This window comes from Hominibacterium faecale (genome assembly GCF_020734085.1).
Classification (GTDB): Bacteria; Bacillota; Clostridia; order Peptostreptococcales; family Anaerovoracaceae; genus Hominibacterium; species Hominibacterium faecale.
Map to the genome: position 1 here is coordinate 109,249 of NZ_JAJAGH010000009.1, position 13,920 is coordinate 123,168.

Genomic DNA, 13,920 nt, shown 5'->3' on the forward strand with positions numbered 1-13,920 from the left:
CTCCTTTCCTATTTACCGGACAGCTGCTTGTACAGCTCCGGTTTCTCCATCTTCAGTTTCAATTTTTCTTCATATCCCAGCTTGGAATATTCTTCTTTGGTTATATCTTCTGTTTCCGGTGCCTTTGGCGGCTTCCCGCCTTTCAGCTTTTCTTCCACTGCCTGCTGCACCGAATCACGGAATACGTGTTCCACTACCTCAATAGACCCTTTGCACTTATCCGCATCCGAGTAATCGAGAACGTCCGCCAGCGCTACAGGAAGCTGCTTTTCTGCCAGTGCGGCTTTTGCTTCTGCCATCATTTCACGCCTTGCAAGATCCTTTTCTCTTTGCTCAAGCTCTGCGGTAGCTTTTTTCTGTTTGTATTCCTTTCGTTCCAGCTCGGTCATTTTGCTCAGTTTCTCTGCTTCTGAGATACGCTCGTCTGCCAAGGCTTCCTGCCGTTCCCGTTCTTTTGTGACTGCCGTCAGTATGCCTTTTTGTAGTCGGCGGTCAAATTCCGCCTGAAACTCTTTGTTCTTTAAGACAGCATCAAACGTCTGCGGTTCAGGTGGCAGGTCTGCCGGTGGTTTTGGATCCGCTCCGCCCGGTGGGTCTGCCGGTGGCGTTCCGCCGCCCCCTGCGCCTCCGTTTCCTTCCATCAGAGGGATAAATCGTCTTAAATCATTCAAATAGTTTAATTTGTCCATTTCTTCCTTTCCGCCCCAGCCCGTTCTTTTGCCCAGGCCGTTGCTAGTTTACCCTCGTTTCGGAGCATAAAAATACACGCATTTCTGCGTGCCGCTACCCTCCTTATTTCTTTTTCTTTCCGCCTTTTTTACAGCCCACGTTCTCACCTCCCTGCTTTTCTTCTGTAATAACTTCAACATATCCGGCATTTTCGAGTTCTCTTGCCCGTTGCTGCGGATATTCATATGTGGCACCGGCCTCTTTGATTTCTTTTGTATACCGGTCCACATACCTTTTCAATACGTTTACCTGCATAAAACCTCCTTTCCTGCAAGAAAATACCCCGGGCCCGAAGGTCACCGGAGTGCTTAGTTATTGAAACACGTTATTATTTTTTCTCTCGTAATCGAGTCTTCCGCATATATGGAAACGCCGTAATCAATATCATAGAATAGCGTGAACTCCAATCCGTCTATCGTACATTTGTAGTAATCCTCAGACGGACCTGTTTGCTTTCTCCCAATTTCAACGCCTGCACGATTCTGCAAAGTTTTCATGATGCTCTCAAACAGAATTGCCTCATCTACTCTTTCGAAATTTGTAAATCCCACTTCTTCCTGTCTGGCATCTGATTGATATGCGTTTATTTTATTTTTCATCACGATCCACCCCAGCTTTCCTATCATACTCTTTGTTGGTTGTTGTGCTGCTTCGGATAATATCCTTGCATGCTTCCTCCCCTTCAAGGCCGTACTTTTGGCGTTTATGGTTCAAGATATCTTCAAAAGTCTGTATCGGTCTTTTCATATCCAAAAGCTTTCTTGCTTCTTGATCTTTCATCAGGTCTCTTGCTTGCTTTTTATAGGTTCGTCTTAACTCACACGCCTGTCTTGCCTGCTGCTCAAGGGGAAGTGATTTATCAATAAGGCTCGGTATCTTTTCGTCATGAGCCTTATACCATGACCGGACTTCTTTGTTTCCAAGCTTTCCGATCAGGGCATCCATCTGGCTGAAATCCAATTGGTTGAGACGCTCTTGCTTTGCGGCCTTTAACCGCTCCCACTCTTTAGGATTATTATACTTCAACCTCTGGAACTTCTCAAGGCTTTCGGGGATATCATCACCAAAGATACCACGGTACTTTTCATGCTGCTGCTTGTCGATAAAGCGATTCTCGTGTTTTCTCTCTTCTGCTTCCGTTCTTCCGCGAACAAACTTATCATACCACTGCTGATAAGTCATGTCCCCCGGCACGGTGATCCGTTTTCCGGTTGACGGATCAATTGCAGATTGCTTCATATCCCGCAGCCATTCGTCAGGCATATCCGCAAGGGTCGTTGATCGGCACCAGGGGTGCATGGGCGGATAGTTCTTCCCAGGCGTAGCTTCACTCACCGGAAACCGTTTCTTGTCAAGTGAACGACAGACCGCAGAAGTCTTTAAATCCAGGATCGCAAGATAGATATATTTTTTGATACCGCTCGCCTCGTAGGATTGTAGCTGCATGTGATTACAGATAAATGCGCTCTCTGTCCTTACCAGCCGCCTTGCCTCGCTGTATCCGGCTGCAAATCGTTTTTCGATCGCAAGGGACGCATCACGGAGCGGCCTGCCTGTGAGCAGGTTGAGCATGATCTCTTTTCTAATACTCTTTGCCAGCTTCTGGGTATTTCCCCAGATACGCTCTGAATAATTCTGTCCATGCCATCTGCTACTCAATGCCTTTTCAATGGTTTTCTGGTCCAGGACTTTAAAGGAAAATCCGTATCCAGAATACTGCTGCATGTCAAAGATTGAATTGTAATATGCTTTCTTTGCCAGCTTCGTAAGCAGGGCGTAAAATCGTTTGTTCTGCTCTGCATAGATTGCCATAGCCACAGTCTCAAGCTGATTGTACAGATTGTTTAAATGGCCGATTCTAGCTCCATAAGCTTGCGATTCAATTTCTTTTATGAGGTCCTGATTTTTAGGATCCTTTTTTAGTAGGTCAAGCAGCTGATTGATGTCACCGGGGTCCTTGACAGCTTTCAGCAACATCTCAGCCTCTGCTTTAGTCATCCCGTGCTTTGACTGGTACTTCTCAAAGATTTTTCGAGCCTGCTCCTGGATATCCCTCGAAGCCTGCAGATACAATCTCGATAACTGGCGTGCCATTTTCTCAGCACTTTCCATGTCTTCATACATCTGCTGCGCTTTACGCCGCTCCCAGTAATCCTGATTATTCATCTTCTCCACCATCTGGTGGTTCATTCGCTGCTACGGCAAAGAGTTTTTGCTGCCGCTTTATGCTTTCTTCCCCCTCTTTTTCTACCGCTTCCACCTCGCCGTCTGGATCTTCCACGAACGGCAACAGTTTGATCAGCGTCTTCTTGCTGACCGAATCCTTCAGCGTAGAGATCATCTGGGCAATCTCAAGGAGATTTTTCGGTAGTGCCCGGCTGAATGTCGGCACTACGGATGCAGCGTCGATCGATGTCGCTTTCAGGTCCAGAAAATGGCAGAATATCTGCATCCGTTTTCTCAGCCCTTTCCGGTAATACCGCTCTTTGGTCTTTGTTAACATCTCAAGCCCCAAAAGCTTGTACTCCATTGCAACCCCGGAGCTGTTGCCTGCAAATTTTTCATCCGTCAGGTTTGGTACGTGGGAAAATGTATAGATGTCCTCCTTCAAAGCCTTTCGGAGTGTTTCAACGCCAGTCTCATCAAAAGTCCTTGTCAGATACTCAGCTTTCGCTCCTGATGCGGGGAGTTCCAAAAGCTTTTCTTCGCCCAGTTCCCTGTAGGCTTCTCTTGCCTCTTCCGGCGTATCTCCCAGCAAAGCCCCGTAAATGACCAGGATCGCATCAATGAACTGTTCCTTATCATTCACCCGATCTGCCATCAAGGTATTGTACGCATCGATCAGTCCGATCTGCTGCTCAAAATCACCAATGCAGAATTTATTATTTTTATATTCGTTTATGGGGACATATCCCAAGTGATGCTCGCTTGGTTCTTTATCCGGCGGCATTTTTCCGGGCAACTTGTCCGGATAAAGGATCATAGGGAATATATTCGTAGCTGTGCAGATCGTTGCGATATACTGGCGTGTATCGTTGATGTCATCTCGCTTGACATAATAGTAAACTCCAAACAGCTCATTACGCTCGATCGTGTCATCATAGACAACGAAGGCATTGCGTGGGTCCAGATTCCTTACAGTCAGCTCCGATTTTCCCTCTGCTACGTAGATATATTCATACGAGCAGCCATAGATAGACAAAAGCAGTGCGTTATCTTGATCCACATCATCTGTACAGGCAGCCTCGAGTGCATCTGTAAGTTTTGTGATGTCTGTTTCTTCCTCGCCTTTTCCCTGCTCGTATGTGATAGGATTTCCCATAAAATAACCGCTTGCAGTATCTGCGATGTCTTTCGCATGATTGCAAACGGTCTTTTGGTTGGGCGCACTTTCCTCTTTTCTTTCATTGCGCATGATCTCGTGTGCCCCGTCGTAATAGTCTTTATTTTTCTGTAGCCGTGGCACCTCATACATCAGATGTTTTGATATCAGCTTTGTGATCATCCGCTTATTGAGTATACCCTGCTCGAATTTCTCTTTTGGATATGTAAAAATCCTATTCATCGTAAACCTCTCGCCTTCTTGCTCCTTATGACCGCTTTCTTGTTGCCCAGAATCGTAAAACAGAAATATCGCACCGCATCCATGCAGTGGTCATTTTGTTTTATCGGAATGTCTTCGCCCCGATCTGCAGCTTTCGGGTCCCAAGAGTATGCTGTAAATTCCTCCTGCGTATTTTGGCAGTCTTCCGTAAAGCCTATTTTGCCCTGTCCTAATAGTGCTGCCACTGTCCGGATACCGTCGATCACATCATTGCGCCCTGGCACCACCGGGAAACCTGCCTGTGTAAGTGCCTCGATGAAAGATGCAGCTGACGGGTCCACTATGACTGCCCGGATCTTTGTCGTTCCGATAAACTCCCGCATATCCTCGACATATTGTTGGTCTGTCTTCTGTTGCTCGGCTTTTCGCCCGGAATAGTAATATTCTTTTATGCAATACCATTTACCGCTTTCTGCTTTGTTCCACAGCAAAAACACCGTGGCATTTTGCGTCCCGTAGTCAACGGATACATAACGAGATGTGGTGAACTGGTCCCGAATATCCACGATCTTTACGATATGCCTAGCCACATCGAACATGTCATAGATAATGCCTTCGGCCACGACCCACAGACCAAGGATATATCGCTTGTAAAATACGCCCGTATACTGCGCCCGGTACCTGGCCTTGATCTCCTCCGACAGAGACAGATTGTCGTCCATCAAGATGTGCAGGTAAACCAGATTTTTGTCCTCTGCCCGGTCGATCCAGTTTACTTTGAACCAGTGAAATGGACCAGCAGGATTGCAGTTGAACCAAAACTTTGAACCATCTACTGAGCATCTTGCCGTTGCCTGGTTGACAAAGCTTTCCGGCATTAGGGCAACCTCGTCAAATAACACACCCGCCAAGGTAATACCCTGGATCAGGTCCTGGCTGCTTTCATCTTTGCCGCCGAAGACGTAGAAGTAATTGGTCACGCCTTTCCGGCTGATCTCTACCAGATTATCCGCCCGGTGATCCTTCACCTTGTAGCCCCGGCTCCGGAGCATTAGTTTGAGCACGGTCAGGACGTTACGCCGGAAAGACCCGATCGTCTTGCCACACATGGCAAAATTTTGCTCTTTAAAGGACTCCATCGCCCAGAATACAAAAGACAGCGCCATTGACACGGTCTTGCCGGACCGGATCGCGCCGTCTGCTATAATGCCATCTCTGTTATGTACCGGGGATTCCGGCAGCCACCAGGTAAGAATCTTTTTTTGTTTCTTGGAGAACGGCCGGAACTGAAAGACCGGCTGCTTTATTCGTCTTCCCATAATTCGCTCGCCTCCGCTTTCAGCGCATCAACAAAACCATCGTCTCCGGCCTGTTCGTCCGGCTCCTCGCCGCGAATACGGGCCGTTTCAGCTTGCAGCTTTTCGACTCTGGCCGCCTGCTCCGGTGTGGCAAGGTCCATATGGCCAGCCAGCCAGTCCAGCGCTTTCATGCGATCCGCCAATTTGATCTTGGCGCCGTCCTTGCCCTGGCTGACCTCACTGATCAGCGTGCCATCCACCTGATCGGACTCCCGAAAGTGGACCGTGTTTCTGCCCTTCTCCCGGCCGAAGCTGACAAAGTCAGTCATATCGCTAAAGGCGATCTCCATGTATTTTTGAAAGATGTCCTCTGGCTCCAGCATGGCTTTATTGAGCTTAGCCTGCTTGAGCCGCATGATCTCCTCCTTGATGCGTTCGTCCTTCATGAGCAGACAGCTCCTGGCCATCGCTGACTCGTAGGTGCAGCCATACGCCTTCTGGTACGATTTCGTCGCGTTGAAGGTCTTGGAGTAATACAAACAAAAAAGCCGCTGCTTGTCGTTGAGGTCTTCGTTTGTGAGGACCTGCTCGACGGTTTCAGCCGCTTCCTGCTTCTCTATTTTTTGTGTGCGTACTTTTCGCTTTTTTGTGTGCACACCTTTTTTGTCCCATTTGTACCTGGTCTTCCAGGATTTCACCGTGTTGAGGGTGACCTCGTACTTGGCGGCGATGTCTTTGTACTTCATGCCATCCATGTAATCCTGCTCCGCCAGTTCATAGTTTTTTAGGTCCACATCACCACCTCTCTTTGCTGTTGATCGTCTGTCTGTTTTAAGTTATACTTGTTTTGTAGCTACATTCATTTGCGGTGGGTACTGGACCCACGTCGGCATCTGAATTGAAGAAAAACTCCCCACCCTGGCAATTGTAGCCTGCGGTCTGGGAGTTTTCTTTTTTACCCAGCATGTACAGCCGGGCTCACCTCATTTCTCTGCTGCCCGTAAAGGGCGTTGTCTGGTATACTGCCCGCTCAGGGGCGTTGTTGCATATAAAAAGAGACAGGCACGGGGCTTGTCTCTTGATTATCTTATTGGGCTGCTTCCTCTATGGCTGATATAGCTTCTTCAATCCCGCTTACTGCGTCATATAGAGAATCGCAGGCTTGTTCTGCAATATCATATTTTTCAGATCCCTGAAGACTTTCGGGCATGTTATCCATGTATTCTTCTTCATCTCCAACAATATCCTCTAACTGTGACTTTAATACTTTGAGTTTGTCGGAAATCTCACTCAATGCTTTTCTTCTCTTGTTATTCATATGCGCTATCTCCCTTCGTACTAACATAAATCACCACTAACTTGGTATATCCATCATACCCTAAAATATGGCAGATTACAAAAGGATTTGACCACATGCTGCAAATTAATACTTTTTATCACAAGATAAAACAAAAACTCCCCGTTCCCAAGAAATCTTTGTCAGTTCTATTTATGCCAAAGGAGTACATCAAGCCTTTTTAACTTACTACCATATTACCACAGGTAAAAAGGGACATTAAAGGCCATCTTTCCAAAAGCTATGTAATTTTCGTTTAATCGTCCGCACACTATACCCCAGCTCCTCCGCAATCTCCTCCTGCGTCAGCCCGTTTATATATTGCAACCGCAGAATATCCCTGGTCTGCGGGTCCTCCACCCCATCCAGCCACTGTTCCAATTCTGTAATTTCGGACTGAATGGCATGGAGTTTATTCCAGTATTTGTACCGTAACTCGGCATAGTTTTCTTGGCCCAGGCCACCAATGTGCTGGGGCCTCGGGCGTCCCATGCTGCCGTCAAGTATCGTATCAATTACCATTCGGTTTGGTGATGCAGGACGGGATATATTCTCCTTCAAATGCTCCGCTTCTTTAAGTAGCGCTCTTAGTTTTTTTAACCGCTCTTTGGTCAATACTCTACCTCCTCACCCTCTTATCCACCGTATCCCTTTTATACCCCGACCACCCTATATCTTTAGCCCGCTCTGCCTTAATCCGCTCTCTGCGCTCATTTTGTGCCTGCTCATACTCTGCGTAGTACGGACAGCGAGTGTGGCAGCCTGGGGTGCGCTCGGGGCAGGATTTACAGGGGCTTTTACTTAACATTTCCTACCTCCTCGGCTTCTTTAACATCTTCTCGATTGGCTCTAGCGGGATTTGCAACATTGTCTTTCCGTCCTCAAGACTTAACGAGCTTCCGTATATATCGTGTGTAACTCTCACTGTCAATGTGGTCACTTTCATTTTTTTAGACACATCATCGTATACCATGCCGGTTACTTGTTTTATAGCCGTCATCACCGCTTACCTCCTTCCTCCCTGGTTATCCCATGCTGGGATCATATTTACTAAAATCTGGCTCTGCACAAAATATTATTCGATTATTGCACCATCGCTGTAATAATCGAGTGCGCTGCGGTGCATGTGGTTTGTCAAAAATCATAATGTAAGGGTTATATCCCAAATCCCTAAGAGTATAAATCCTATACAAGTCCTGCTCGTGGGTGCTGCCGAAATTGGTTAAAACGTATACAATCCGCTTGCTTGGGTCTTTAATGCGTGCGTGTCGGTCAAAGATTTTAAAGGACTCTGTTAAATCCTCATCTGGATTATCCCAGGCAAAGTGCAGCCGCTTTGTTCGGATTTTATTTAGGAGTGCAATGTTGTCCTTTGTCGTCAGCCGTATATCCAAGCCTTGTGTAAAATCCACATAGGCCCCGCTGTCTACGAGCTGCCGCAGCAGCTTTTCATGACTTCGACAGGCCAATAAGTTTGGATCAAGTAGCTTTATGTATCTCTGCTCCTTCCAAAATTCTGATAGGTCGGCTACCTGCTTGCTCCTGCTGCCCTCTTTTTTGCTTACGATGCAAAAAGGGCAATTGCGGGGACAACCTCTTGTTAAGAATCCGTATGCTGTATTTTTCACTTCAAAAGGGTCATAATCTTGATCATCGCTATCGACTTGATAAAGGCTATAATCCGGGTATATGTGTTCAATCTCGTCTTGCAGTTTATTTTTTAAATCGTACCCAGTCCCACCCTCAACAATCTGATCTGCGTTTATACAGTGTTTTATATCCTCGCTGTATGTTTTATCAAACACCTTGCTTTTGTAGACCAAATCGTAAGTTTTAAGCCCGTTCCACCATTCCACGCTGTCGCCTTTGCTCTTATGCCATGCCGACAATTTAATAATGGCCAAATTCGGGAAATTATGTCCATCTACATCGATCAACCCTATCTTCATGCCCCCTCCTTCCTCCCCGCAGAGCCATTTTTTAAAATATCTTGTGGTCTCTGAGTTTTAACGGCTGCTCTGCGGGGATGATGTATTCCAACCCGCCTATCTATGGAATTTGACGTTTACCGGCGGGCGTTTGGTCGCTATTGTTCGTAAATCTCTACCTCTGTTCTTGGGTTCTGCTTGTCCCAGTCTCCCCGGAGCCGCAGGTCAATGCAGCGAAAGCTGTCGTCCTGTATGATTCCCGCCTGCACAAGCCCGTCGAGGATGAACTTCCCGCTGTAGTTGTCCGGGTCACGTCTACCCCGTGTCGGGAAGAAATATGTAATCGTCACCACGGCCCTCTCAAACGGTTTTTGCGGTGCCTTTCCCTTGCAGAGCCACAGCAGCAGATCAAGCCATTCTTTCTTTGCTGTACGGTATTCCCAGACGTTCCTGCGGCCCTTGAATTTGTTATCGCTGGGCGGTATCTGGTGGATTACGAGGTTCACGATACCACCCGTTTGATCCGTTCTAAGTCCCCCTGTATATCTTGAAGCTCTCGAATCAGCGTTGAAAGCTCCTGATGCCCCACTAACAGATACCCCCTGTTTCGAGTTAGAATTAACGTGTTCCTTTTGTTGATACAATACTCCATCATTGGTATTTCGCCCTTGAAACAATAGCATCCTCCGACTTCTGCCGCTGTTGCGATACGCTCGGTATTCAGTTTCAAAATCGGTATTTTGGATAACTCTTTCATTTTCTTCCTCCTAGAACGGACACGCCTCATCCAGCGCTTGAAATCCTTCCGGGATAGCTTCCGTCTGCCGATCAGATTTATGCCTTCCGGTCGTTTCTTTTTCCGATTCTCCCCAGTCCAGAAATTCCACGTTATTCGCAACAACATCTGTGGTGTATACAGTCGCCCCGTCCTTGTTGGTATATTTTCCTGTCTGTATGCGTCCTTGGATTCCCACGAGCCTGCCTTTTACTAAAAAGCGTTCGCAGTTCTCCGCCTGCTTTCCAAACACAACCACATTAGGGAAGTCGGCCTGTTTCTCTTTTCCAGACTTCACCGGCCGGTCAATCGCCACGCTGAACCGGGCAACCGCCATGCCATCTGTTGTATATCTCACATCCGGTTCTCTTGTTAATCTACCGATCAGCACACAATTGTTCATGTTCCATCCTCTCTTTCTGCCTCTGTATCTTCTCTAAAACGATTTTATTGACTTCTTGTTCGCCAAGCATCAACTTTAACTGGGCGGCCATGATTTCCACATCCGCCAGCTCTTCTTGTGCATGTTTCATGGCTTCGCATAGCTCCTGAGCTGTTTGCGCCCGGTCGATCTTGCACAGAGCTTTCGTCAGCTCCGCCATTTCCTCGATGGCCACCATTCGCTGTTTATCACATCCATAGTGCTCGACAAAGCTCCAAAGCGTTTTTGTCTTATTCATGCGTTTGTTCTCCTATCTGCAAAGCCTCATTTAGAGCCTGCCTTACTTCATCCGGTAACTGCTCCTGCGCTTCCTGCCGCTCCTTGATCTCTCCGATCGTCTTTAAAAACTGCCCTCTGGTCACAGTGTTTACGATCTCCGTATCGGTCATGCCAAGGTCTTTCAGTACGCTTGCGCCTCCTAACCACCTTTGGCAGCAGACAGGGAGCTTCTCAAATTCCTCTTGAGATCGGTACCCGCTATTGCAAATCGCCTTGTAAACGATGTTCCACAGTTCTTCCGGTGAGTCTCCTGTCTTACTCAACAGATCGACCTGCGCTTTAATCTGTCCCGGAACCGGGAACTTCGGATATTCCCGGCTGTCCGCCGCCGCAAAGTTCATGGCCGCCTGTTCAACCACTGCGTAATTGTAATCTGCAAATATCTTGTGCCAGGCGTTAATCATAATCTGTGGGTCTGCTGCAACCTCCGGGTAATATGCGTTTAAGATCGCCAATATCTTAGCTGTTTCGTCCTTCGTCATGTTGTCCCCCTATGTAGTCCAGAAACTTGTTTCCGCCTTTCTTGATGCTTTTTTGATTCAGGTAGCTTTCAAACTTTGGTCCAAACAAGGTTTCCGGTCTTAAAAACTTCTCATACTCCGTCCCTGTCCACTCAACGGCTTTTTTCTCGATCACCGTCTCAAAGTCTGCCAGGGTAAATCCTTCGTTCATCCGTGCTTTTACGAGTCCTTTTGTTTTCTCGCTTGTCGCTTTATATCTGGTCCCGCAAAGACTGTTTAATTTTGACAAAACCGCCCTTGTCATTTCTCCCACCTTATTAAGACCTTTTTCATTTTCTTTTTCTATTTCTGTTTCATTTCCCATTAGGTTATCCGTAGATAAACCTAATGGTTTTTCGTAGCTTTCGCCTTGCTTTCCTTTTGCTTTTGGTGGTCGTCCTCCCTTGGAACCATTGGCACGCCTTGATTCTGTAAACTTTTTGCGACGGTCGGTTTCGTATTTCATCCTTTTGTTGTAGTAATCCCCTTTTGAATCCTGTTGGAATTTTTCTGAAATCTCTTCAAATTTATCTCCGCATATTTCTTTGAAGTTTTTTTCTTTGATTGGTCCTGTTTGCTGCTGCAAGGCAAGTAGTGTTATATACCGTCCCTTTGTGTCATAATCCATAAACATCGTACCCGTTAAAAAGTCGGATGGGTAAAATAAGACTGCCGGGTCCTTCATCATGGCCCATCACCTCTCAAACCTCTAAAATCCTATTGTCAAAGGTGAGATTTTCCACAAATTCATCAGTATGGGAATAGCTGATTTTGCGAAAAATAACGCTCGTATCCATTGCAACAAAATAAATATTTTGATCTCGCCCATGTGATGCGTTCGATAAACACATTTCAATCTCTTGCATATTTTCATCTAAATCCAGCCCTAATAAGATGCCTTTTGTTGGCTCCAGTTCATAGTCAATGTCTTTTAATTGCAATTCATCCAGCATATTCATGTATTTTGATAACTGCGACAAATCGTTTGGTGACAGATTCCTGTGTTTAAGTTCTACCACAACAAATGTCCTGGTTTCGAATGTGCCGGGTCCATCCTCAACATTATCCCAGCAATCAAAAAGCAGATCGATAAAATTCCCCCCAACATTAACTTGCCTTCCAATAAAATTAACATCGCTAATCCCGTCGTCATGCTCAAATACTACGTTTGTTAAAAATCGTTTGAAATCCTCTATATTCTCACAAATATAATCCTCTAAATCTCTTTCGCTTTGTATGTACATATAACCCTCCTAACTATTTCCTATCCTGCATCCGTTTCTCTTCAATCATTTGGCCCATTCCTGCCCCACTCCCTGCTGATCTGAGCGTCTAAAATCCGTATCCGCAGCTTGGTTGCGTTGACGTTCTCCTGCGCTGTCTTATACATGACTTCCGCTACATCCCGCTTGAACCGCTTGTCCGCACAACTGCCATAGATCACCTTGTCGATGAGGGTTACCGGCAGACCCTTGTCCCGCAGCTTCAGTGCTTCTTGTGACAGCTCCACTTTATATGCCCGCTCCGCCTCTGCGAATTCTTTCCCGTACTTCGCCATCAGCCGAACCCCTTCCGCCAGCTTGGTCATATGCTCGTTCAGCTCGTTAATCATCAATAGTCCGCTCATAAAAAGTTCCTCCCAAATATCCGCATGAAGTCATCTCGGCTTCCGTGGATTTCTTCAAACCGTTTCTGCCCTTCCCGGTGCAGGTAGTCCATCACTTCCTTGTTGTGATGCGCTCCGGCGGGCGGCTCGTTATGGTGCCAGTGATTCAGCCAGACCCATAGGCCGTATTTTTCAGACAGTTTCCGGTTTGGATTCCCGCCAAAGCAATGGTGCCTTTCAAGAGCATCCGTCCGGCCGCTGAGGAAACATCGTTTTTCCACTTGCAGGATTGATTCAGCCATTGGTATCACCTTTTTTATATGCGGCATCCACTTTGCCAATTAGGGCGAGCGAATACTGATATTGAGTCAATTCGCTTAAATCTTTGATTCCGTAGTAGTCGTAAAGCCTGCCGGCTTTCCGATTGGTACGCTCCAAAAGCTCTGCCAGCTTTGCTGCCTGCGCTTCGCTGATCGGCTTGTTCCTATCCTCCGCATAGACATCTTGTTTTTGCGGTCCAGGGTTCCCGTCTTGCTTCTCCGGCAAATCTTCTCCTGCATAGATGTAAAGGCCCAGTCCGTGTCTTGCACATGCTTTGGTCAGAGACCGCTGGATTGCCTTGTTCACGTCAAAGCTGGTGACGCTGGCAAGGGGAATCGACTTGTTTTTATAGTCCATCACTGGAAGATATTCAATATGCTCAATTCCATTGATGGTTACGCCGGTTTTCACCCAGCAGGTGTTGTTGTCGGTATGATAATTCCACCCCAGGTCATTCTCATAAATCGTATAGTTGGCATCTGGGAACAGTTTCTTGACCTCCGCCCAGGCCCAGGCCCATGATAAATAGGTTAAATTGGCCTTTTTCTCGGTCTTATCGTTTACATTGATCTGATTCAGTTGATTGAAATAGTTTTCCATGTTTAGTCCTCCTCGATTTGATAAACCAGCTGGCTGATCGCCGTTTCCCGATCCACGCCGTTATATTTCTCTAAAAAGTAAATCGCCAGCTCATAAGCGGTTCTTATATTCGTTCTGCACACCGGACAATATACCTGCCCATGCTCCGCTATGCTCCCGCAGTCACAAAGGGTCGGTGGTTCGTGATTTGTGTATCTGGCCGCAGCAGATTCATTCGCCACGGCGTTTGCATCGTTATAGCAGATCAAGGAATGTCACCTGCCCTTCTTCGGACTGATTGTCCATATTTTTCATTCGCCGAAAGATGGTTGCCGCTTTTGACGCATAGTCACGGCGAAAGCGTTCATATTCTTCTTGCGTTTTGGCGATCCAGTATCCTTCCTGCTCATTCAGTCCGCAGACTCGAACGCCTTGCTCTCTCAAGGCTTCAATCATTTTTCTTGCAGTACGATCGCCCACGCAAAACTGTCTGCTAATTTGTTCCCGTGTAACCGGATGCTCCTTATCAGCTTGATGAAGCATCAATTTCAAAAGTTCTTCTCTCATTGACAACCTCCTTTAC

The 13,920-nt window shown here is 46.8% G+C and carries 23 protein-coding genes; all 23 read right to left on the bottom strand.

The annotated features are described in order from the left end of the window. Positions 1 to 8: 8 nt before the first annotated feature. The 23 genes from LG211_RS13545 to LG211_RS13655 all read right to left on the bottom strand — a co-directional run bounded on the left by LG211_RS13545 (position 9) and on the right by LG211_RS13655 (position 13,904). On the bottom strand, positions 9 to 689 hold the full coding sequence (locus LG211_RS13545; RefSeq protein WP_269477766.1) for a DUF4355 domain-containing protein: 681 nt from the start codon (positions 687 to 689) through the stop codon (positions 9 to 11). Between the two features lie 103 nt (positions 690 to 792). Next, a complete protein-coding gene (locus LG211_RS13550; protein WP_269477767.1) occupies positions 793 to 984 on the bottom strand; it encodes a hypothetical protein in 192 nt (63 codons plus the stop codon). A gap of 53 nt (positions 985 to 1,037) precedes the next feature. Then, on the bottom strand, positions 1,038 to 1,328 hold the full coding sequence (locus LG211_RS13555; RefSeq protein ID WP_269477768.1) for a hypothetical protein: 291 nt from the start codon (positions 1,326 to 1,328) through the stop codon (positions 1,038 to 1,040). Then, positions 1,318 to 2,895 carry a minor capsid protein gene (locus LG211_RS13560; protein ID WP_269477769.1) on the bottom strand — a complete coding sequence of 526 codons (1,578 nt, stop codon included), beginning with the start codon at positions 2,893 to 2,895 and terminating at the stop codon, positions 1,318 to 1,320. The genes LG211_RS13555 and LG211_RS13560 overlap by 11 nt, the downstream gene beginning before the upstream one ends. Further along, a complete protein-coding gene (locus LG211_RS13565; RefSeq protein WP_269477770.1) occupies positions 2,888 to 4,294 on the bottom strand; it encodes a phage portal protein in 1,407 nt (468 codons plus the stop codon). Before LG211_RS13565 ends, LG211_RS13560 begins: the two co-directional genes overlap by 8 nt. Beyond that, positions 4,291 to 5,592, bottom strand: a complete 1,302-nt coding sequence (locus tag LG211_RS13570) for a PBSX family phage terminase large subunit (RefSeq protein ID WP_269477771.1) — start codon at positions 5,590 to 5,592, stop codon at positions 4,291 to 4,293. Before LG211_RS13570 ends, LG211_RS13565 begins: the two co-directional genes overlap by 4 nt. Continuing rightward, entirely contained in the window at positions 5,577 to 6,365 is a 789-nt protein-coding gene (locus tag LG211_RS13575) for a terminase small subunit (RefSeq protein WP_269477772.1), read from the bottom strand. The genes LG211_RS13570 and LG211_RS13575 overlap by 16 nt, the downstream gene beginning before the upstream one ends. Positions 6,366 to 6,658: 293 nt before the next feature. After that, a complete protein-coding gene (locus tag LG211_RS13580) occupies positions 6,659 to 6,889 on the bottom strand; it encodes a hypothetical protein (protein WP_269477773.1) in 231 nt (76 codons plus the stop codon). Positions 6,890 to 7,126: 237 nt separating this feature from the next. Further along, positions 7,127 to 7,522 (bottom strand): RNA polymerase sigma factor, encoded by a 396-nt coding sequence (locus LG211_RS13585; RefSeq protein WP_269477774.1) that lies wholly within the window; start codon positions 7,520 to 7,522, stop codon positions 7,127 to 7,129. A 196-nt stretch (positions 7,523 to 7,718) separates the two neighbouring features. Beyond that, positions 7,719 to 7,907, bottom strand: a complete 189-nt coding sequence (locus LG211_RS13590; RefSeq protein ID WP_269477775.1) for a hypothetical protein — start codon at positions 7,905 to 7,907, stop codon at positions 7,719 to 7,721. A gap of 25 nt (positions 7,908 to 7,932) precedes the next feature. Then, positions 7,933 to 8,856: a radical SAM protein gene (locus LG211_RS13595; RefSeq protein WP_269477776.1), complete on the bottom strand. Its 924-nt coding sequence runs from the start codon at positions 8,854 to 8,856 to the stop codon at positions 7,933 to 7,935. A 137-nt stretch (positions 8,857 to 8,993) separates the two neighbouring features. After that, positions 8,994 to 9,341, bottom strand: a complete 348-nt coding sequence (locus LG211_RS13600) for a RusA family crossover junction endodeoxyribonuclease (protein WP_269477777.1) — start codon at positions 9,339 to 9,341, stop codon at positions 8,994 to 8,996. Then, positions 9,338 to 9,592 carry a hypothetical protein gene (locus tag LG211_RS13605; protein WP_269477778.1) on the bottom strand — a complete coding sequence of 85 codons (255 nt, stop codon included), beginning with the start codon at positions 9,590 to 9,592 and terminating at the stop codon, positions 9,338 to 9,340. Before LG211_RS13605 ends, LG211_RS13600 begins: the two co-directional genes overlap by 4 nt. Positions 9,593 to 9,602: 10 nt before the next feature. Beyond that, on the bottom strand, positions 9,603 to 10,013 hold the full coding sequence (locus LG211_RS13610) for a single-stranded DNA-binding protein (protein ID WP_269477779.1): 411 nt from the start codon (positions 10,011 to 10,013) through the stop codon (positions 9,603 to 9,605). Then, positions 9,988 to 10,290, bottom strand: coding sequence for a nucleoside triphosphate pyrophosphohydrolase family protein (locus LG211_RS13615; RefSeq protein WP_269477780.1), 303 nt, complete (start codon positions 10,288 to 10,290; stop codon positions 9,988 to 9,990). The genes LG211_RS13610 and LG211_RS13615 overlap by 26 nt, the downstream gene beginning before the upstream one ends. Next, positions 10,283 to 10,813: a replicative helicase loader/inhibitor gene (locus LG211_RS13620; protein ID WP_269477781.1), complete on the bottom strand. Its 531-nt coding sequence runs from the start codon at positions 10,811 to 10,813 to the stop codon at positions 10,283 to 10,285. Before LG211_RS13620 ends, LG211_RS13615 begins: the two co-directional genes overlap by 8 nt. Then, positions 10,791 to 11,519, bottom strand: a complete 729-nt coding sequence (locus LG211_RS13625) for a conserved phage C-terminal domain-containing protein (RefSeq protein ID WP_269477782.1) — start codon at positions 11,517 to 11,519, stop codon at positions 10,791 to 10,793. Before LG211_RS13625 ends, LG211_RS13620 begins: the two co-directional genes overlap by 23 nt. A gap of 13 nt (positions 11,520 to 11,532) precedes the next feature. Further along, positions 11,533 to 12,075, bottom strand: coding sequence for a hypothetical protein (locus LG211_RS13630; protein WP_269477783.1), 543 nt, complete (start codon positions 12,073 to 12,075; stop codon positions 11,533 to 11,535). A gap of 41 nt (positions 12,076 to 12,116) precedes the next feature. Then, positions 12,117 to 12,458 carry a hypothetical protein gene (locus LG211_RS13635; protein WP_269477784.1) on the bottom strand — a complete coding sequence of 114 codons (342 nt, stop codon included), beginning with the start codon at positions 12,456 to 12,458 and terminating at the stop codon, positions 12,117 to 12,119. Further along, the gene (locus tag LG211_RS13640; protein WP_269477785.1) at positions 12,455 to 12,739 is read right to left on the bottom strand and encodes a hypothetical protein; all 285 of its coding nucleotides are present in this window, start codon (positions 12,737 to 12,739) and stop codon (positions 12,455 to 12,457) included. The genes LG211_RS13635 and LG211_RS13640 overlap by 4 nt, the downstream gene beginning before the upstream one ends. After that, a complete protein-coding gene (locus LG211_RS13645) occupies positions 12,732 to 13,358 on the bottom strand; it encodes a Sak single strand annealing protein (RefSeq protein ID WP_269477786.1) in 627 nt (208 codons plus the stop codon). The genes LG211_RS13640 and LG211_RS13645 overlap by 8 nt, the downstream gene beginning before the upstream one ends. 2 nt (positions 13,359 to 13,360) lie before the next feature. Beyond that, entirely contained in the window at positions 13,361 to 13,606 is a 246-nt protein-coding gene (locus LG211_RS13650) for a hypothetical protein (protein WP_269477787.1), read from the bottom strand. Beyond that, positions 13,593 to 13,904 carry an HTH domain-containing protein gene (locus LG211_RS13655; protein ID WP_148397367.1) on the bottom strand — a complete coding sequence of 104 codons (312 nt, stop codon included), beginning with the start codon at positions 13,902 to 13,904 and terminating at the stop codon, positions 13,593 to 13,595. The genes LG211_RS13650 and LG211_RS13655 overlap by 14 nt, the downstream gene beginning before the upstream one ends. Between the last annotated feature and the right edge of the window lie 16 nt (positions 13,905 to 13,920).